The organism is Halomonas citrativorans (assembly GCF_014898005.1).
GTDB lineage: Bacteria > Pseudomonadota > Gammaproteobacteria > Pseudomonadales > Halomonadaceae > Vreelandella > Vreelandella citrativorans.
The window spans coordinates 350,263-370,775 of sequence record NZ_JABUYX010000001.1; the positions used below are offsets into that span (position 1 = coordinate 350,263).

At 55.2% G+C, this 20,513-nt stretch carries 16 protein-coding genes and 1 pseudogene; 4 read left to right on the plus strand and 13 right to left on the minus strand.

Annotated features, from left to right (window positions below):
• Window positions 1-43: 43 nt before the first annotated feature.
• The 13 genes and pseudogenes from INT20_RS01535 to INT20_RS01595 form a co-directional block, all read right to left on the minus strand.
• Window positions 44-799, minus strand: a complete 756-nt coding sequence (locus INT20_RS01535; RefSeq protein WP_193054939.1) for an ankyrin repeat domain-containing protein — start codon at window positions 797-799, stop codon at window positions 44-46.
• Window positions 800-887: 88 nt separating this feature from the next.
• The gene (locus INT20_RS01540) at window positions 888-1,640 is read right to left on the minus strand and encodes an ankyrin repeat domain-containing protein (protein ID WP_193054940.1); all 753 of its coding nucleotides are present in this window, start codon (window positions 1,638-1,640) and stop codon (window positions 888-890) included.
• Between the two features lie 88 nt (window positions 1,641-1,728).
• A complete protein-coding gene (locus INT20_RS01545) occupies window positions 1,729-2,484 on the minus strand; it encodes an ankyrin repeat domain-containing protein (protein ID WP_193054941.1) in 756 nt (251 codons plus the stop codon).
• A 1,145-nt stretch (window positions 2,485-3,629) separates the two neighbouring features.
• Window positions 3,630-5,639, minus strand: a pseudogene (locus INT20_RS01550) (type VI secretion system Vgr family protein); the annotation flags it as partial.
• Between the two features lie 188 nt (window positions 5,640-5,827).
• Window positions 5,828-6,400, minus strand: a complete 573-nt coding sequence (locus tag INT20_RS01555; RefSeq protein ID WP_193054109.1) for a hypothetical protein — start codon at window positions 6,398-6,400, stop codon at window positions 5,828-5,830.
• Window positions 6,401-6,575: 175 nt separating this feature from the next.
• Window positions 6,576-7,394, minus strand: coding sequence for a class I SAM-dependent methyltransferase (locus INT20_RS01560; RefSeq protein WP_193054164.1), 819 nt, complete (start codon window positions 7,392-7,394; stop codon window positions 6,576-6,578).
• Window positions 7,395-7,396: 2 nt separating this feature from the next.
• Complete coding sequence (locus INT20_RS01565; protein ID WP_193054110.1) at window positions 7,397-9,121, minus strand: AMP-binding protein; 1,725 nt, start codon at window positions 9,119-9,121, stop codon at window positions 7,397-7,399.
• A gap of 53 nt (window positions 9,122-9,174) precedes the next feature.
• The gene (locus tag INT20_RS01570; protein WP_193054111.1) at window positions 9,175-10,098 is read right to left on the minus strand and encodes a hydroxymethylglutaryl-CoA lyase; all 924 of its coding nucleotides are present in this window, start codon (window positions 10,096-10,098) and stop codon (window positions 9,175-9,177) included.
• An 11-nt stretch (window positions 10,099-10,109) separates the two neighbouring features.
• Window positions 10,110-12,200 (minus strand): acetyl/propionyl/methylcrotonyl-CoA carboxylase subunit alpha, encoded by a 2,091-nt coding sequence (locus tag INT20_RS01575; RefSeq protein ID WP_193054112.1) that lies wholly within the window; start codon window positions 12,198-12,200, stop codon window positions 10,110-10,112.
• Window positions 12,197-13,021 (minus strand): enoyl-CoA hydratase/isomerase family protein, encoded by an 825-nt coding sequence (locus tag INT20_RS01580; RefSeq protein ID WP_193054113.1) that lies wholly within the window; start codon window positions 13,019-13,021, stop codon window positions 12,197-12,199. Before INT20_RS01580 ends, INT20_RS01575 begins: the two co-directional genes overlap by 4 nt.
• A 10-nt stretch (window positions 13,022-13,031) precedes the next feature.
• Window positions 13,032-14,639, minus strand: coding sequence for a carboxyl transferase domain-containing protein (locus INT20_RS01585; protein WP_193054114.1), 1,608 nt, complete (start codon window positions 14,637-14,639; stop codon window positions 13,032-13,034).
• A 9-nt stretch (window positions 14,640-14,648) separates the two neighbouring features.
• On the minus strand, window positions 14,649-15,818 hold the full coding sequence (locus tag INT20_RS01590) for an isovaleryl-CoA dehydrogenase (protein ID WP_193054115.1): 1,170 nt from the start codon (window positions 15,816-15,818) through the stop codon (window positions 14,649-14,651).
• 86 nt (window positions 15,819-15,904) lie between these two features.
• On the minus strand, window positions 15,905-16,330 hold the full coding sequence (locus tag INT20_RS01595; protein WP_172116430.1) for a MerR family transcriptional regulator: 426 nt from the start codon (window positions 16,328-16,330) through the stop codon (window positions 15,905-15,907).
• A gap of 359 nt (window positions 16,331-16,689) precedes the next feature.
• Between INT20_RS01595 and INT20_RS01600 the strand changes: the two genes are divergently transcribed.
• From INT20_RS01600 to INT20_RS01615, 4 genes are all read left to right on the plus strand, one after another.
• Window positions 16,690-17,511, plus strand: coding sequence for an ABC transporter ATP-binding protein (locus INT20_RS01600; protein ID WP_172116431.1), 822 nt, complete (start codon window positions 16,690-16,692; stop codon window positions 17,509-17,511).
• The gene (locus tag INT20_RS01605; RefSeq protein WP_226911986.1) at window positions 17,508-18,272 is read left to right on the plus strand and encodes an ABC transporter ATP-binding protein; all 765 of its coding nucleotides are present in this window, start codon (window positions 17,508-17,510) and stop codon (window positions 18,270-18,272) included. The genes INT20_RS01600 and INT20_RS01605 overlap by 4 nt, the downstream gene beginning before the upstream one ends.
• A 51-nt stretch (window positions 18,273-18,323) precedes the next feature.
• The gene (locus INT20_RS01610) at window positions 18,324-19,547 is read left to right on the plus strand and encodes an ABC transporter substrate-binding protein (RefSeq protein WP_172116432.1); all 1,224 of its coding nucleotides are present in this window, start codon (window positions 18,324-18,326) and stop codon (window positions 19,545-19,547) included.
• A 77-nt stretch (window positions 19,548-19,624) separates the two neighbouring features.
• On the plus strand, window positions 19,625-20,512 hold the full coding sequence (locus INT20_RS01615; RefSeq protein ID WP_172116433.1) for a branched-chain amino acid ABC transporter permease: 888 nt from the start codon (window positions 19,625-19,627) through the stop codon (window positions 20,510-20,512).
• The last annotated feature ends 1 nt before the right edge of the window (window position 20,513 follow it).

Below are 20,513 nucleotides of genomic sequence, written 5' to 3' on the forward strand. Positions count from 1 at the left end.
CAAGAGCACGCTTATCAAAACGATAGAGCCATAAGCGTACCGGCTAACGGTCATGACCAAAAGGCACAACAGGTGTGAGTCCTTCGGCACGCATTTGCTCACGTACCTCTAGCGGTGAGGGCGGAGGAAATTCAACGCCGCGTTCGATCATCATATCGCGGAGCTGAATAAAGTGGTCACGCATAGGACCAGGCTGAATATCCTGGATTTTTAAATGAACGCCCCAAGCTGGTGTAACCCCCGTGCTTAAACGGATAGTAGGGTCAGCGCCCTGCTCAAGTAAATACATGGCTACTTCAGGTTTCGTGCCTAGTGTACTGCTATCAAAGGGATTGCTGCCTTTTCCATCGTCCAGCCGATAATGTATGTCCGCGCCACGTTCCACCAGTAATTTAATATGCTCCAATGTACCACTTATAAGGGTGCTGAATATAAGTGGATAGCCGGTATCGCGGCCATCGTTACCCGCTGCATCATTGGGAGATAACCCGCCGTCCAGCATGGCGTTGAGATACTCAGTGCCGGGTTTTCGAAGAGCTTGACCAAGAGGCGTGCCGCCGCCCTCAACGGGGCTTTCATTGGGATGCACACCTAGTTCAACCAGCGTTCGGATAGCGTCGGTATTTTCCTGTAGCAGCGCAAACCACATCAAGGTGATCTGTTTGTCACCTCGAGCGTGAAGATCAATGCCGTGCTCGGCCCCTTGGCGCAAGGCTTCCATATCATTGCGTTCAATGGCTTCGGCCATTTCCAACTGAGGGCCCTGAAAGAAGTCGGTAGCGGTATAGGAACGGGTCATAAAAACGCCGCTGGATGGTGGGCAGCCAACCATGAAGCTGCCCAATAAGAGCAGGCTTATCAAAACGATAGAGCCATAAGCGTAATGGTTAACGTTCAAGGCCACTGGGCACAACAGGTGTGAGTCCTTCGGCACGCATTTGCTCACGTACCTCTAGCGGTGAGGGCGGAGGAAACTCAACGCCGCGTTCGATCATCATATCTCGGACCTGGGCGAACCCTTCACGTACAGGGCCACTTCGATTTGAAAGACGATTATGAATTCGCCAAGCTGTTGTGACACCTGTAGGTAGTCGGATGTTTGGTTCTGCGCCTTGTTTAAGTAGATACATGGCGATTTCGGGTTTAGTGCCTGTTGCGCTACTATCAAAAGGGCTGCTGTCCTTTCCATCATTAAGTCGGTAATTTATGTCGGCGCCACGTTCCACCAGTAATTTAATATGCTCCAACGTACCACTTGTAAGGGTTCTAAATATAAGCGGGTAGCCTGTATCGTTGCCATCGTTGCCCGCTGAATCATTGGGGGATAACCCACCGTCCAGCATGGCTTTGAGATACTCAGTGCCGGGTTTTCGAAGAGCTTGACCAAGAGGCGTGCCGCCGCCCTCAACGGGGCTTTCATTAGGATGTACACCTAGCTCGACCAGCGTTCGAATGGCGTCAGTATTTTCCTGTAGCAGCGCAAACCACATCAAGGTGATCTGTTTATCACCTCGAGCGTGAAGATCGATGCCCCGCTCGGCCCCTTGGCGTAAGGCTTCCATATCATTGCGTTCAATGGCTTCGGCCATTGCTAATTGGGGGCCCTGAAAGAAATCGGTAGCGGTATAGGAACGGGTCATGGAAACGCCGCTGGATGGTTGGCAGCCAAACATGAAGCAGCCCAGCAAGAGCACGCTTATCAAAACGATAGGGCCATAAGCGTACCGGCTAACGCTCATGACCAAAAGGCACAACAGGTGTTAAACCCTCGGCACGCATTTGTTCACGTACTTCAGCAGGCGAAGGTGGAGGAAACTTTACACCGCGCTCGATCATCATATCGCGTAGTTGAATAAATTGGTCACGTGTAGGCCCAGATTGAAGATCTTGAGTTTTTAAATAAACTCCCCAAGCAGTGGTAGCACCTGTGCTAAGGCGAATGTTCGGCTCTAAGCTCTGTTCAAGTAAGTAAATAGCGATTTCAGGTCTTGTGCCTAACGTACTATGATCAAATGCACTTTTACCATTTCCTTCGTGAAGCCTATAATTTATATCTGCTCCGTACTCAATCAGTAATTTTACATGTTCCAGCGTACCACTCGTAATGGTACTAAAAATCAGTGGATAGTCAGTATCGTTTCCCTCATTATCCACTGAATCATTGGATGATAATCCGCCGTCCAGCATGGCCTTAAGATACTTGGTGTCGGTCTTTTGAATAGCCTGGCCAAGAGGCGTGCCGCCGCCCTCAACGGGGCTTTCATTGGGATGTACACCTAGCTCGACCAGCGTTCGGATGGCGTCGGTATTCTCCTGTAGCAACGCAAACCACATCAAGGTGATCTGTTTGTCGCCGCGGGCGTGAAGGTCGATGCCTTGCTCGGCTCCTTGGCGCAAGGCTTCCATATCATTGCGTTCAATGGCCTCGGCCATTTCTAACTGAGGGCCCTGAAAGAAGTCAGTAGCGGTATAGGAACGAGACATGGAAGCTCCGTTGAATGATTGGTAGCTAGCTACAGCTAAACCGGTCAACAATAGTGTTACAAGTAATATGAAACCTGATCGTATATTTTGGCCTGTAATGCGCATATCACTGTTTCCTCCGATCAGCAGTGATGTCCAGTGGCTTCGGCAAGATTGCGCTGATCGAAAGACTTTTGCACTTCAAGCCCTTCAATCACTTGCGCCATGCTATGGCGGTCGATGCGATTGATGCCGCGTCCTGGTAATTCATGCGGGGTTCCAACAGCGTTCGGAAGATTTTCAGCAAGTTTTTCGTGAATCCATCCTACAGGGTTCGGTATGGCGAAACCTGAGCTCAACCTGTTTTCTTGTAAGGAAGTCAGAACCTCGCCTTTAACTCGATAAGCAGTGATATTTTCTTGCGCGGAGGTATGCAATGGCCCCCCATACCGTTCAACAGTATTGGGATGCAGGCCAGCAGCATTAAAAGTAGTAGCATCCATGCCACTTGTACGCGAAGCAGCTGATGCTGTACCACCACCTAAAGAATGTCCAGTAATATGAACCTTTGCGCCAGAGCGTTTGATTGTATCTCCTAGCTCGACAGCCCGCTTATAATAATCGGAATATTGGTCACGTCCTTGGGCAATATTGTTGAGCCAATCCTCTCTTGATGTAGTGCCTTTAAAAACCAGCGCTGGTTCAAATACGTTACCAAAAACTTCTGAGTTGGCTACGTACATGCCTGCCCGAAAGTCGCTGTTATCAGGCTTTAACTCTTTAAGGGAACTAATGTCTGCTCGTTTAAGCACTTGTACATTATTACTCACATCTTCCCAGCCCACTGGCGGGGGCTGGCTAGGGTCATATATATGCTGAGCCAGCCTGGCGTGTTCGACGGCCAGATTATTACGTTCAAAGCGTGCTGCACTTGCCAGCAGAGAACTACGCTGGTCATTACGTTCAGGCAATGCAGAGGCTTGCTCCCTTGCAGCCGTTATTTGACCCTGGCGGCATCGCCAGCGTTGAGCTTTTTCGTGAAGCGCGGCGTCTAGCGTGGCCTCTTCTTCAATCTCTTCGTTCCCTTTAAAACTTGTTTCAGGCTCCTCGTTTTCATTTAGCGCTTGATTGGCTGCCCAACCCACTGAAGCGACTACGGCGTCTTCTAGAAGGGGGCTTTGATGAGGTTCCAGGGTGGCATCATCGCTTACCTCAGGGGTTGTTTCACCAGGACTCATGGGCGCTTTTGACTGTTGTCCACTACCGTTGCCTGGGCTACCCCCCGAATTGACTCGCACCTCGGGTCCTACGATGGTGACGCCGCTGGCATCTAGTTTGATAAAGCTACTGCCTGCTTTCAGTGTGATTTCATCACTGGCTTCCAGCACGGCCTTTTGGCCTGATTTTATATGCAGCTCACGACCACTTTCGCTTAGCCAAGCCTGGCCTGTGTTCACATGCAGGGAGCCTTCAATGCTGAAGTACTGTGCGCCTTTAATCTGCGTATGGCGGTTGCTATGCACCGTCAGGTGGTCGTCGTTGTGAATTTCGGTCAAGCGATTGCGGTGCAGCTTCAGATGGCTATCGCGGCGGATCTCTTCAGTGCGGTCGTTGAGCGTCAGCAGTTCCAGGTCTTTCTGGGCGTGGAGCCAGATCTGTTCCTCACCCGCTTCATCTTCAAAGCGCAGTTCGTTGAAGCCGTCGGCCTTGTGGCTCTGGGTGCGAATGACCGTGCGCGTCTTGTGCTCGGGCAGCGGGTACGGGGCGGTGTTCACCGCGTGATAGGTACGCCCGGTGACCAGCGGCTGGTCCGGATCGCCTTCCAGAAAGGAAACGATCACCTCGTGGCCAATGCGCGGTATGGCAATACTGCCGTAGCCGCCGCCTGCCCAGCCCTGAGCCACGCGCACCCAGCAGCTGGCGGTTTCATTGGGTTCGGCGTAGCGGTCCCAGGGGAACTGTACTTTTACGCGGCCGTGTTCGTCACAGTAAATTTCCTCGCCTTCCGGGCCGACCACAAACGCCACCTGGGGGCCGTCCACGCGGGGTTTGGGGTTGGGCGTGGGGCGCCAGGTCTGGTCCCGGGGCATTAGCTCGATGCTGTTGTGGTAGCGGGTCATCTGCTCGCTAGCCTGGTCTGACGTCGCGCTACCGCGCGCCATGCCGTCCTCTTCCAGCGCCTGGGGCTGCTCGCCAACATGCACTACACCCAGTACCTGCCAGTCCTGGTTGAGGCTCTCCACGTCGTGGTCGGTCAGGGTGAAGCAGAGGCCCGGTGCCAGTTCGGGCAGGTCACTTTCGGCCTCGGCCACCAACGCATCGGCGCGCAGGGATTCCAGCCGGTGGCGGGTAAACGGCTTGCCGGAGCCATCTTTCTTATAGCGGCCCGGGTAGTCGAAGTGTTCGTAATCCTCACGCTGAGCGTGCTCACCTAGCCCCGGCGCCTGATGTTCATGCAATTGGGCGTAGGCCGGGTTTTGAAAGGTGTAGTCCTTGAGCATGGCAGACGCCGGGCGTACCCGGCTGACCTGGCGCAGCTTACGCAGATGGCGCCGGGGCGGCGTGCCGCCCGCGCGACCGTGGTAGGTGCGCTCACCGACGCTTGGGAGCACCACGGTGGCATCGGCAAACGCCAGCCGGTGGGTGCCACCTTCGGCGTTTTCGAACTCGTGAAAGTAGAAGCAGCCCTCTTCGGCGGCCAGGCGTTCGATAAACGCCAGATCGGTTTCCCGGTACTGCACCAGGTACTCCCGCTCGAGCGGGGTACGTGTGGTGGCAAAGCCGATATCCGTCAGGCCACGCTCGTCGGCAAGTGTTGTGATCGCATCGTAAGGGGCCGCGTTCTGAAAAATACGCGAATTGTGGCGTAAAGAAAGCCGCCACAACGCCGGGCGAATCACCACGTGATAAAACGAGCGCCGATGGCCCCGGCCGCCCTGGGCAAACTCACTCACAATGCCGTGAATACGGCGCAGCGGCTCGCCATCCTGCCAAATAGTCAGGGTAGCGGTCTTATCCAGGCAGTTGACAGGCGAAAGGTCGTGAGCGCGGCTGGCAAACTCGACAGAGAGCGAAAACGGCTCAGAAAGGGCTTCACGGTGGGTAAAGCGGACAACGGCGGTGTCGTCTGCCCCGGGCAGGGCAAGAGTAAATTGAAGACCTGTACCATCTGCCATTGCACCGCTCCCTGGATTCTTCGCTACGTATAAGACGGCTTAGAGTAGCGATATGAGTGGAGAGGGCAACCCCTGAGAGGTATGTGGCGTTGATCTCTTACAGGGTTGTAAGACATGGCTTACAAAGCTCAAGATGCAATTGACGATCAGGATTGTGGAAAAACAACCTATAAAAAGAGCAATCGCCCCTAAAACGGCAAATGCAGCGAGGCGCTGAGTTGATTGAGATGGCTTAGCGTCGGCGCATCTACGCGCTCATATTCCAAGCGCGTGACCATCTGGTTAAGCGTCATGGTGGCACCAAAGCCTTGAAGCCAGGCGGTGCCGCCTTCGTCTGCACCCTGAAGCTCATGGGTGTCGCCGCGCCACTCGGTCAGGCCAGATTTAGCGTACATGCTAAAAGCGCCCATACGTACGCCCGCTACAATGGCACCGCCTAAACTAAGCGTATCCATAATCATTGGTGACATGCTGGAGGCAATCGGAACTTCTTCGCTTTCGCGGTAGGCGATTTCAGCGCCAAGATCCAATTGAGGGAGTTGCCAAGGGCTAAAACCAGCGGTTACTCGAAAGCCTGATGTGTAGGTGTCCAGGCTGCTTAAGTCGCTGCCTTCCAGCACCACACCATTGTCCAGTTGCAGGAGTTCACTGTTGGGTGAGGCATACGCGATCACCGGCAACGTGTCATTGGCGGTAGCGGTGAGTAAAGGTAGGGTTGAACCAACAACGCTGTACAGGAGTACCCCAGCCAAGCGTTTCATTGATGTTCCTCATCCTTGGTCTTGATTGTTATCTTAGGGTTTGTACGAAAAGTCGCTGAGCGAAGGCCAGACAAGGCAAAAATCAGCGAAAAAACGGAGTTTACATGAGTAAATGAGTATTTTGAGCTGATTTTTAACGCCGTATGGTCGAGCGCAAGCAGTTTTCGTACAAAGCCTAACCAGCATAGCAAGAGGCTTTAACTTCTACCAAATTAATTGCGCGGTTTTGGAGGTTAAACACCAGATTTTTGCCCATTTCTATAAAGCGCTCACCAAAGACCCATTGGGGGGACAAGACAGATGCCCGGGGCGTTTGCTCCTTTCTTCTCTGGCGTTCACGCCACTCCAGCGCTCTATCACTCCAGTCAACGTTATGCTCGACAATAAAACCACAGCAGCTTAATTGCTCAATGAGCGTTTCATGGCTAAGCAGGCAGGAGTGAACGGGCGTTGCCGCCCAGGGAACAGGGTAGCGCAAGGCCTCTGCATTTTGGCCGCTAACGACTTCGTGCATTACCAACTGCCCACCGGGGCGCAGTACACGGTAGCTCTCGGTAAGTGCCTCGTTAACGTTGGGCATGTTCAACAGGCTGTGCTGAAACACAAGCGCATCAAAGCTGTTATCGGCAAAGGGGAGGGCGCAAGCATCACCGGTTACCCAATTTAGCGAGGCGCTCTGAGAAGATGCCAGCGTGCTAAGCGTTTTATTAAGTGCGTTAAAACGGTGGGTGATGTCCAGGCCGGTCATGTGAAAACCTAACGCCGACCCTTGGCGCATTAATCCTCCCAGCCCCGAGCCAATATCCAATACCCGTAGATGAAGGGCTGGGTCCAGCAGGGCGAGCAGCCGGGCGGAGGCCGTTACGCCGCCTATATGAAGTTGGTCCAGCGGTGCTAACTGATGCAGAGTAGGCCCCGCAGGGTAATAGCGTTGAATCTGCGCTAGCACCTCGGCATCGCGTAGCCCTTGCTGATAATGCGCCGCTAAAGACATTGTCACAATGATGACTCGTCGCCCAACCCCAATTCCTGAATCGAGATTTCGCGCATCTTGAATTTCTGGATTTTGCCGGTCACGGTCATGGGGAATTCATCGACGAATTTAAAGTAGCGGGGGATCTTGAAGTGGGTGATCTTGCCTTTACAGAACTCACGTAGATCTTCACCGCTAATCTCTCCCGCCGTGGCGTTGGGTTTTACCCAGGCAACCAACTCCTCACCATACTTTTTGTCGGGTACGCCGGTGACCTGCACATCGGAAATCGCCGGGTGGGTATACAGAAACTCTTCGATTTCTTTGGGGTAGACGTTTTCGCCCCCGCGAATCACCATGTCTTTAATGCGCCCTACGATCTGAATATAACCCTCTTCATCCATGGTGGCCAGGTCGCCGGTATGCATCCAGCCGGATTCGTCGATGGCCTCACGCGTAGCTTGCTCGTTGTTCCAGTATTTAAGCATGACGCTATAGCCCCGGGTACACAGCTCGCCGATTTCACCGCGAGGTAAGATGGCACCATTGCCGGGATCAACGATTTTGCTTTCCAGGTGCGGCTGGGTACGACCCACGGTGGAAACCCGCTTTTCAATAGTGTCATTGGCACCCGTTTGGGTAGAGACCGGGCTGGTTTCAGTCATTCCGTAGGCGATCTGTACGCCCTTCATGTTCATCTTGTTGATGACTTGTTTCATGATTTCGGCCGGGCAAATCGAGCCTGCCATGATGCCGGTACGCAGTGAAGAGAGGTCGGTGTTGGCAAACTCGGGGTGGTCCAGCTCGGCGATAAACATGGTGGGCACGCCATAAAGCGCAGTGGCTTTTTGTTCGTGTACGGCTTTGAGTACTTTGCCGGGGTCAAAGCCTTCATCGGGGTAAATCATCGCCGCGCCATGGGTCATACAGCCCAGGTTGCCCATGACCATGCCGAAGCAGTGATAAAGCGGCACCGGGATGACCAAGCGATCTTCGCTGGTAAAGCCCATGCTTTCGGCCACAAAAAAGCCGTTATTGAGAATATTGTGGTGGGAAAGCGTGGCGCCTTTCGGAAAGCCAGTGGTGCCCGAGGTGTATTGAATATTGATCGGGTCATCAAACTGAAGGGTGCTTTGCAGATCGTTGACGTCGGTTTGGCTAACCTTGGCCGACTCCAGCATCAAATCTGACCAGCGCCACATGCCGGGATGCTTGTCGACGCTTAAGTTAATCACGCACTCAAGCTGGGGCAGCTTTAGCGATTTAAGCGCGCCTTCCGTACTGGTTTTAAGCTCCGGCGCCAGTTCATAGAGCATGTCGCGATAGTTAGAGTTTTTAAAGCTATCCGCGCTGACCAAAAAGCGCGCGCCGGATTGGTTAAGTGCATACTCAAGCTCATGAGTGCGGTAGGCCGGGTTGATGTTGACTAAAATGGCACCGATTTTGGCGGTGGCGAATTGGGTTAATGTCCACTCGCTGCAGTTAGGCGCCCACATACCGACCCGATCACCACACTTCACGCCAATGGCAAGCAACGCGCGGGCGCAGCGGTTCACCTCTTCGTGAAGCTCGCGATATCGCCAATGAATGTTCTGGTGCAGCACAATCAGAGCGTCGTTATCGGGATATTGCGCGGCGATTTGGTCAAATTTATCGCCGATAGTCATGCCAATCAGCGGTTTGTCAGCGGTACTGCTGGCATAGCTGGGCAGGGCTTGGGTAGATAGGCTGGGGTCATGTAGCGCCATGATGTCTCTCCGTATTTTTTATTGTCTGATCGAACAGGTCGCGTTGATTGGTGTTAGGTTGAGTGTCTGCCTCTGGCCAAGGCAACGTTTGAGGTCGGCTTGCGGCCCAGGGCCTGGGTAATCCAATTGCCGGTATCCAGCACGGCCTGCAAATCAATCCCCGTTTCAATACCTAAACCTTCCAGCAGGTAGAGCACGTCTTCGGTAGCGACGTTGCCGGAGGCACCTTTGGCATAGGGGCAGCCGCCCAAACCGCCGGTCGCGGCATCAATCACGCTAATGCCTTCTTCCATCACCGCGTAAAGGTTGGCAATAGCCATACCGTAGGTGTCGTGAAAATGTGCCGCCAGCTGATCGATCGGCACCTGCACGGATACGGCTTCAATCATTCGTTTGGCCGCCAGCGGCGTACCCACCCCGATGGTGTCGCCGAGGGAAATTTCATAGCAGCCCATGTCATAAAGGGCCTTGGCTACCTGAGCGACTTTCTCAGCAGGAATATCGCCTTCATAAGGGCAGCCCAGCACGCAGGACACGTAGCCACGCACACGCACATTGGCTTCCTGGGCACGCTTGAGTACAGGCTCGAAGCGCTCTAGGGATTCAGCAATCGAGCAGTTGATGTTCTTCTGCGAAAACGCCTCAGAGGCCGCGCCAAATACCGCGACTTCATCAACACCTGCGGCCAACGCATTTTCAAGCCCCTTGAGATTAGGGGTAAGGGCCGAGTAAACCACGCCGGGAGTGCGCTTAATGCCGTGCATTACGTCGGCCGCATCGCCCATTTGCGGCACCCATTTGGGCGATACAAAGCTTGCCGCTTCAATATGGCGGATACCGGCATTGGCAAGCCGCTCAATCAGCTCGATTTTAGTTGCGGTAGGCACCATGGCCCCCGGCTCGTTTTGCAGGCCGTCTCGGGGGGCCATTTCGAACAGGCGTACGCGCTGGGGTAGGCTGGATGGGCGCAGTGCCATGGTAAAGCTCCTTATTCGCCAGGGGCGAAATCGAGTAATACATCGCCCTGGCTAACGGTATCGCCTGCCTGAAAGCGGAAACCTTCCACGCGGCCGTTAGTCGGCGCGGTTATGGTGTGTTCCATCTTCATGGCTTCCATAACCATCAGGGGAATGCCTTTTTCAACGCTCGTCCCGGCTTCAACCAATAGCGCTACCACCGTGCCATGCATGGGAGCGGTAAAGCTCGCCTGCACTTCGTGCTGGCCGTGATCAATCGCATCGATGCGCTGCCAGTAAAGGCGGGTTTCGCCCTGCGGATCGACCATGATTAGCACATTGCCATCGCGCTGGGCCTGCAGGCGGCGGCGGTGTCCGTTAAGGGTAATTGCCACGGCATTGCCGATAAGCGGTTGAAGGCTGGCGCTAAAGGTTTGCCCATTAACGGCGTCGCCATTAACGGTTAGGTGCCACTCCTGATCACCGGGGTGTCGTTTACCTTCTACAATCACCAGAGGACTTGCGTCCTCCAATGCCTGAGAATGCTTGGGATCATGCAAGGCAATACGCACCGTGCGCGGCGCGTTAAGCCGAAATCCATCATGACGATCCCAGGGCGAGTTGCTTTCGCACTCCTGAGCCAGCTGGTGTAACGCCAGTAACGCGGCGCTGGCATAGTCTTCAGGCTGGTAGTGGTGCGCGGCAAACAGGGTAGCCTCGTGGCGCTCGATAAACCGCGTATCCAGCTCTACGTTCTTAAACGCGGGGTGAGTCGCCAGGCGCTGCAAGAAAGCCCGGTTGGTGACCACGCCCTGTATGTCGAGGGCCGCTAGCGCACGGTTAAGCGTAGCCAGGGCGGCGTCCCGGTCACTGCCATGCACAATCAGCTTGGCAAGCATGGGGTCGTAGTGCATGGAAACCGTATCACCGCTTTCCACACCGCTATCCAGGCGCACCTGCTCGGCCTTTAAGTCGGTACCCGCTAAATCGAGCGCAAAGCGAGTAAGCTGCCCCGTGGCGGGTAAAAAGTCCTGATCAGGGTCTTCGGCATAAAGGCGTGCTTCAAAGCTATGCCCGGTGATCGTCAATTGATCCTGCGTGCAAGGCAGCGACTCACCCATTGCCACCCGCAACTGCCATTCAACCAGATCCTGGCCGGTGATCATTTCGGTCACCGGGTGCTCGACCTGCAGGCGGGTGTTCATCTCCATAAAGTAGAACGCCTCGCCTTGGCCTGGCGAAGCATCCAATAGAAACTCAACCGTGCCCGCGCCCACATAGCCAATTTCCTGAGCGGCACGCACAGCAGCATTCCCCATCGCTGTGCGTAGTTCCGGCGTCATGCCGGGGGCGGGAGCTTCTTCGAGGACTTTCTGGTGGCGGCGTTGAACGCTGCAGTCGCGCTCGAACAGGTACACGCCGTGGCCATGGCGATCACAAAACACCTGTACTTCCACATGACGTGGCTGCACCAGGTATTTTTCAATCAGCATACGATCATCGCCGAAGGCGGCCTTGGATTCACGGCGACAGCCTTCCAGCGCCGCCTGAAAGGCCTCGCTTTTTTCGACCACGCGCATACCTTTGCCACCACCACCGGCGCTGGCTTTGAGCATGACCGGGTAACCGATGTTATCGGCCTCGGCCCGGAGCAGGTCATTGTCTTGGTTATCGCCGTGGTAGCCCGGCACCAGCGGTACATCCGCATTGGCCATACGCGCCTTGGCGGCCGATTTATCCCCCATGGCGGCAATGGCTGACGCGGGTGGCCCGATAAAGGTAATCCCTGCTTCTTCGAGCGCTTTTACAAAGGCGCCGTTTTCCGAAAGAAAGCCGTAGCCAGGGTGAATGGCGCCACTGCCGGTGCGCTTGGCGGCGTCAATCACCGCTTCGATATTTAGATAACTTTCGCGCGCGGCGGCAGGGCCAATACGAATGGCTTCATCGGCTTCACGCACATGGCGGGCGTTGGCATCGGCATCGGAATACACGGCAACGGTTTTAAGCCCCATACGGCGTGCGGTGCGCATTACCCGGCAGGCAATTTCACCCCGGTTGGCGATCAGCAGCGTGTCAAAGGGCGTGGTACGCAGGTTAGGTTCAGACGACGTTAGATGGCTCATGAGCGGCGCTCCTTGGCATTGCCGGATAGAGGCGTTTCAGCCCAGGCGGGGCGACGCTTTTCAAAGAATCCAGCCAGTCCTTCCTGGCCTTCCTCGCTAACCCGTAGCTTGGCGATTACCTGGCAGGTTTGTTCGCGCGTGGCGTCACAATCAGGCGACTGGCTGACCGTTTGGAGCAGCGCTTTGGTAGCCTGCTGCGCCTGCGGCGAACCGGCGAGCAGGGTTTCCAGCATGGCATCTACTGCGCTATCCAGTGCGCCGTGTTCAACGACCTGATGGGCCAAGCCCAGGCTGAGCGCCGTAGACGCGTCGATGACTTCAGCGCTCAACGCGTAGCGGCGCATCTGGCGTGCGCCGAGTGCACGCTGCACATAGGGGCTGATAACTGCAGGCGAGAGGCCAATCTTGACTTCCGAAAGGCAGAACCTGGCTTTATCGGAGGCAATAACGATATCGCAGCAGGCGGCCAAACCTACAGCGCCGCCAAAGGCCGCACCCTGAACCCGGCACAGCGTGGGGCAGGGCAGCGTATCCAGGCCATGCATCAGCGTGGCGAGTTTGCGCGAATCGGCCAGATTGTCGTCAACGTCGTAGTTGACCATGCGCTTCATCCAGTTCAAATCCGCGCCCGCTGAGAAGCTGTTGCCTTCAGAGCCCAGCACCACCACGCGTACCTCACCGCTTTTAATCTGCGGCTGAAGCTTGTCGAGGTGTGCATTCAGCTCGGCAATCAACTGGTCATCAAAGGCGTTATGAACGTCCGGACGATTAAGGGTTAAGCGGGCAACACCTGCATCCATGGTTAACGTTGAATTCGTCATGATAGGCCCCTTACATCCGGAACACGCCGAAGCGTGTCTCTTCAATCTCAGCATTCATGGCCGCGGCCAGCGCTAAACCCAGCACATCACGGGTTTGTAGCGGGTCGATCACGCCGTCATCCCATAGCCGGGCACTGGCGTAGTAAGGGTGGCCCTGGTGCTCATATTGTTCGCGGGTGGGCTGCTTGAACGCCTCTTCGTCATCGGCAGTCCATTCGCTGCCTTCGCGCTCATACTGCTCGCGCTTAACCTGGGCCAGTACACCAGCGGCCTGCTCGCCACCCATGACGGAAATACGCGCATTGGGCCACATGAATAGCAGGTTAGGGTCAAAAGCGCGGCCGCACATACCGTAGTTGCCCGCCCCGAAGCTTCCGCCAATCAGCACGGTGAACTTGGGCACCTTAGCGCACGCCACGGCGGTGACCAGCTTGGCGCCGTGCTTGGCGATACCTTCATGCTCGTACCTGGAACCCACCATAAAGCCGGTGATGTTTTGCAGGAAGACCAGCGGAATCTTGCGCTGGGCGCACAGCTCAATAAAGTGGGCGCCTTTGACGGCACTCTCTGAAAACAGCACGCCGTTATTGGCCACAATGCCCACCGGATGGCCATGAATATGCGCAAACCCGGTGACTAAGGTGTCGCCGTAGTAGCGTTTGAATTCATCAAAATCAGAGCTGTCGACGATGCGCCCGATAACTTCGCGAACATCAAAGGGCTTTTTAAGGTCGGTGCCCACAATGCCGTAAAGCTCCAATGGGTCGAGCTTGGGCGGCTCGGGTGCCTGCATGGCAAGCTTGCCGCGCTTTTGCCAGTTCAGACGCGAGATACAGGCGCGGGCAAGCTGCAGGGCATGCATATCGTTTTCGGCATAATGGTCTGCCACACCACTGACTTTGGCATGCACATCAGCGCCGCCCAACGCCTCGGCACTGATGCTTTCACCGGTGGCTGCTTTGACGAGCGGCGGGCCGCCCAGAAAGATGGTGCCTTGCTCTTTAACGATGATCGATTCGTCGGCCATGGCGGGCACATACGCACCGCCTGCCGTGCAGGAACCCATCACCACGGCAATTTGCGGGATGCCTTCGGCCGATAGGATGGCCTGGTTATAGAAAATGCGCCCGAAGTGGTCGCGGTCAGGGAAGACTTCATCCTGACGGGGTAGAAAGGCACCGCCGGAATCGACCAGATAAATACACGGCAGGCGATGCTTACGGGCGATTTCCTGGGCGCGAATATGCTTTTTGACCGTCAGCGGAAAGTAGGTGCCGCCTTTTACCGTGGCATCGTTGGCCACAATCACGCATTCAACGCCTGATACGCGCCCAATGCCGGTCACCACACCGGCGGCCGGTACATCGCTTTCATACACCTTGTGAGCGGCAAGCGCTGAAAATTCTAAAAAGGGCGAGCCTTCGTCGATCAGGTGATCGATGCGGTCACGCACAAACAGCTTGCCACGGCTCTCATGACGCTCACGCGATTTGGTGCCGCCGCCCTGGGCAACGGCGGCGGTGAGTTCATGTAGCTGGGTAACCACGCCGCGCATTGACTGCTCATTGGTCTGGAAGAGCTCGCTACGCGGATTAATCTGAGTGCTGAGAATGCTCATGGCGCGCCTCTACTGGCTTTCGGTGAAGAGTTCGCGGCCAATCAACATCCGCCGAATTTCACTGGTGCCCGCGCCGATTTCATACAGCTTCGCGTCCCGCAGCAGGCGGCCGGTGGGGTATTCGTTGATATAGCCGTTACCGCCTAACAGTTGAATGGAATCCAGCGCTACCTGAGTGGCTTTTTCGGCGCAGTAGAGGATGACGCCAGCGGCATCCTTGCGCGAGGTCTGGTCGCGATCACACGCGGCCGCGACGGCATACAGGTAGGCGCGGCAGGCATTCAGCGTGGTGTACATATCCGCCACTTTGCCTTGCACCAGCTGGAACTCGCCAATCGACTGATTAAACTGTTTGCGCTCATGGATATAAGGCATCACGACATCCATGGCGGCCTGCATAATGCCGACCGGCCCGGCAGCCAGCACGGTGCGCTCGTAGTCCAGCCCGCTCATCAGTACGCGCACACCTTTGCCTTCTTCACCCAGCACGTTTTCAGCGGGGACCTCGCAATCCTGAAACACCAACTCGCAGGTGTTGGAGCCGCGCATGCCCAGCTTGTCGAGCTTCTGCGCCGTGGAGAACCCCGGCATGCCTTTTTCGATCAAGAAAGTGGTAATACCTTTGGAGCCAGCGTCTGGATCCGTCTTGGCGTAGACCACCAGCACATCGGCATCGGGGCCGTTGGTGATCCACATTTTGTTGCCGTTTAAAATGTATTTGTCGCCGACTTTTTTAGCCCGCAGCTGCATGGAGACTACATCGGAGCCAGCGCCGGGTTCGGACATGGCAAGCGCGCCGACGTGCTCGCCGCTGATCAATTTGGGCAGATACTTGGCCTTCTGTTCGGCGGAGGCGTTGCGCTTGATCTGGTTCACACACAGATTGGAGTGCGCACCGTAAGACAGCGCGACAGAGGCGCTCGCCCGGGAGATCTCTTCCATGGCGATGCAGTGGGCAAGGTAGCCCATACCGCTGCCGCCATCCTCTTCAGACACAGTGATGCCTAAAAGGCCCATGTCGCCAAACTTCTTCCATAAGTCGTTGGGGAATTCATTATTGCGGTCGATTTCCGCAGCGCGTGGGGCAATTTCGTTGGCGGCGAAGGCATTGACCTGCTCGCGCAGCATGTTCATTTCGTCATCAAGACCGAAATTCAGTTCTGAGTAGAGAGAATGCATGGTCAATCACCTGTTTATTAGAAATTGTTGATTAGAAACCGTTTATTGAAAAGATTGTTGGGTAGGTAATGAGGCGCCACTAAATCTTAAGTAGACGATGAAGCCTGATTGCGTTCTTCATCGGCTTGTTTTTCGTGTAACTCCTCAAGCGCCTGACGGCAGCGAATCTCGGCACTTTCAAGCTCCAGCTGTACCATGGTGATATCTTTCATCTGCTGTTCAAGCGCTGCCCGGCGCTCGCCGATCTTGTTCAACATAAGCTGCAGCTGTTTTTCACTACCGCTGCGGGTCTCATCCCAAAGCTCAAATAATTCTCGGATCTCCGCTAGTGAAAGCCCCAGCCGTTTGCCCCGTAGGGTCAATTTAAGCCGTACTCGATCCTTACTGCTGTAAATGCGTGTTTGGCCCCGTCGTGCCGGGTGAAGCAGTTCCTGATCTTCGTAAAACCGAATGCTACGGGTGGTGACGTCAAACTCGCTGGCCAGTTCGCTGATCGAGTAGGTTTTGCTCATGGGTTTAATTCTCTTCAAAAGGGGCTGTTCCTATGGAACACTGCTGATGAGGCTAAAACAAGTTTACGTTAACGTAAAGAAGTCATTGCCTAGGTCAATAGTTTAATAACATGTTATAACTCTATGTAAAATAATCGTTTATTGTTTCATTAGCATCTAACGTTATTTTTTGTAGACCAAAGTTGTAATTGTAATTGCCTGCTAGAGATTGCTAGTTTGCACTTAAACCTTACGTATAGGTAAAGATGCATTGCCAGCTAACAATAATAACGAACCTACCTCATTAAAGCGGTAAGGAGCTGGTGAAACGTCAGCACGAGAATCGCTCAGCATAAGAACAACAAGAGGCTTATTGCTCTATGAGTGCAGACAGTACTTCCGCAAACAGTACTTCGACAACAAGCACTTCCCAAGCGCCAGTTCTCGAAACGCGAGGGCTGACAAAAGCGTTCCGTGGCTTTACGGCGGTGGATAACGTTAATCTCAGCGTTCAGGAAGGCCATATTCATGCCCTAATCGGGCCTAACGGTGCCGGTAAGACCACCGTATTTAACTTACTCACCAAGTTTCTTCCGCCAACGCGGGGCGAGATTCTGTATCGCGGTAAACCGATTACCGCGCTTAAATCCAACCAGATTGCCCGGCTGGGTTTAGTGCGTTCATTTCAGATTTCTGCGGTGTTTGCCCATATGACGGCGCTTGAGAACGTACGCGTTGCGCTTCAGCGCCAGCTCGGCACATCCTTTCATTTCTGGAAATCGGAAAAATCCCTGGATCACCTTAACGAGCGTGCCTTGGCACTGCTTGAAGAAGTGGGGCTGCGCGAGTATGCCGACACGTTAACGGTGGAGATGCCCTACGGGCGCAAACGGGCGCTGGAAGTCGCGACGACGCTGGCGCTAGACCCTGTGATGATGCTGCTGGATGAGCCAACCCAGGGCATGGGCGCTGAAGACGTTGACCGCATCGTGGCGCTGATCAAACGCGTTTCCAAAGGGCGGACGGTCCTGATGGTCGAGCACAACCTGAGCGTGGTGAGCCGCCTGTGCGATCAAATCACGGTGCTTGCTCGAGGCGCTGTACTTGCCGAAGGCGATTATCAAAGCGTGTCGCGTAATCCACTGGTGCGTGAGGCGTATATGGGCAGTGACGCCGCTGAACAAGAGAGGGCCAGCGCATGAGTATTGCCGATGCCGCAACCGTTGATACGCAAGCCGCCACGCCCAGCACCCACGCGCAGTCACGCGAGATACTTAGGATAAAAGACCTACACGCCTTTTATGGCGAATCGCACATTCTTCACGGGGTGAATGTTGACGTAAAGCAGGGCGAGCTTGTCACCCTGTTAGGCCGCAACGGCGCCGGGCGAAGCACCACACTCAAGGCCATTATGAACATGGTAGGGCGGCGGACTGGCTCTATCGTCATTAATGGCCAGGAAACGCTGGCGATGAAGCCACACCATATTCCTCGCCTGGGTATTGGCTATTGCCCTGAGGAGCGGGGGATTTTCTCAAGCCTGGATGTTCATGAAAACCTACTGCTGCCGCCCACGGTCAGCTCGGGCGGCATGAGCCTGGACGATATTTATGCCATGTTTCCCAACTTGTATGAACGGCGCAAAAGTCAGGGAACGCGGCTTTCCGGCGGCGAGCAGCAGATGCTGGCCATGGCGCGCATTTTACGTACCGGCGCACGCCTTTTGCTGCTGGATGAAATTACCGAAGGGCTGGCACCGGTCATTGTGCAAAAACTTGGCGAGGTGTTGGTGCTGCTCAAGGCCCAGGGAATGACCATTGTGCTGGTAGAACAGAACTTCCGCTTTGCCGCACCGCTTGCCGACCGCCACTTTGTGATGGATCACGGCCAGATTGTAGAAGAGATTAGCGCGGCACAGTTGCCCGCGCGGCGGGAGCATCTCAATTCGATGTTAGGGGTATAACCAGGTTACGTCGCAACACAACAACAAAGGCCGAAGGGCCAGGAGACGAACATGACGTTGATGAAAAAAACATTGGCTGCCAGCATTGCCGTAGCAGCTGCCTCCAGTATGGCAATAGCGACAGCGCAGGCCGAGATCAGTGACGGCGAAGTACGGATTGGCTACTTGGCCGATATGTCGGGGACCTACCGCGACCTGGCCGGCCCCGGTGGCTTAGCGGCGCTTGAGATGGCGATTGAAGACTTCGGCGGCAGTGTTAATGGCTCGCCCATTGTGGTATTCAGCGCCGACGACCGTAACAGCGCAGACGTCGGTGCCAATACGGTGCGTGAATGGATCGACCAGCGCAACGTGGATATGGTGGCGGGTCTGGTGGCATCCTCCGTCACTATTGCCGTTACCAAAGTGCTCGAAGAGAACAATAGCCTGGGCCTTGTGTCGGGTTCCGCCGCCTCAAGCGTTACCAACGAACACTGCACGCCCAACCATATCCACTGGGTTTACGATACCTACCCGCTGGCCAACGGTACCGCGAAAGCGGTCGTTGAACAGGGCGGCGACAGCTGGTTCTTGCTCACCGCTGATTATGCGTTCGGCCATGCGCTGGAAGCGGATGTCACCAGTGTAGTGGAAGCCAACGGCGGTGAAATTGTGGACGGTGTTCGTCATCCATTCCCTACCAACGATTTCTCCTCGTATATTCTCCAGGCTCAGGGTTCTGGCGCCAAAATTGTCGGCCTGGCCAATGCCGGCGCAGATACGGTTAACGCGATTACCACCGCCAGCCAGTTTGGTTTGACGCAAAGCGGCCAACAGCTGGCGGGCCTGCTGATATTTTTGAATGACGTGCATGCGCTGGGCCTTGAAGCCACCCAAAGCCTGCTGTTAACCACCGGCTGGTACTGGGATATGGACGACCAGGCTCGCGAGTGGTCTGAGCGCTACTTTGAAGAAGTTGGCCGCATGCCCACCATGGTGCAGGCGGGTATCTATTCGAGCACCATGCATTACCTGAAAGCGGTGGAAGCGGCGGGTACCGATGACCCTGAAACCGTGCGTGCCCAGATGGCTGAAGCGCCCATCAATGACTTCTTCGCCCGTAACGGTCGCATCCGCGAAGATGGTCGCATGGTGCACGATATGTACCTGGCGCAGGTGAAAACCCCGGAAGAGTCCACCGGTGAGTGGGATCTTTACGAAATCCTCAGCACCATTCCTGCCGAAGAAGCCTACCGCCCGCTGTCTGAAAGCCAGTGCAAACTGGTACAGAACTAAGCCCCGACTTGGTCATTATTAAGCGTTACCGCTTGGTCGCCGGGTAAGGCGGCTTAAGCGGCGAGGAGATTCGTGCTATGACGATGATATTCGGTGTGCCCATGGCGGTGTTCATGGGGCAGCTTACCCTGGGGCTGGTCAACGGTGCGTTTTACGCACTGTTAAGCCTGGGGCTTGCCGTCATTTTTGGCCTTTTAAAAATCGTCAACTTTGCGCATGGTGCCCAGTACATGCTGGGCGCATTTACGGCCCTTTTGGGGTTTCGCTATCTGGGGATTAACTACTGGCTGGCGCTGATTCTGGTGCCGCTGGTGATTGGTGGGCTAGGCATGCTGGTAGAACGTTTTCTACTACGCCGTATTGCCCATTTGGATCACCTATACGGGCTTTTATTAACCTTCGGGCTGGCGCTTATTTTTGAGGGCACGCTGGTTAACTTCTTTGGCGTGTCAGGTGCCCGCTATGCGACGCCTGAGATACTCCAGGGAGGGTTGGATCTGGGCTTTATGTTCCTGCCCACATACCGAGCATGGGTCTTGGTGGCCGCGCTCAGCATGTGCCTGTTTACCTGGTTTATGATCGAGCGCACTCGGCTAGGCGCCTACTTGCGCGCGGGTACCGAGAACTCGCAGCTGATGCAGGCATTCGGCGTCAATGTGCCGCTGTTGATCACTCTTACCTATGGCTTTGGCGTAGGGCTGGCGGCATTTGCCGGGGTATTGGCGGCACCGCTTTATCCGGTTTCGCCGACCATGGGGTCAAGTCTTTTGATTGTGGTGTTTGCCGTGGTCGTTATCGGTGGGATGGGGTCGATTCTAGGCGCTATTCTCACCGGGCTGGGGATGGGCATTATTGAAGGGTTAACCAAGGTCTACTATCCGGAAGCTGCCAACACGGTGATTTTCCTGGTGATGATTTTAGTGCTCATGTTGCGCCCAGCTGGGCTGTTTGGGAAGGAGGCATAGC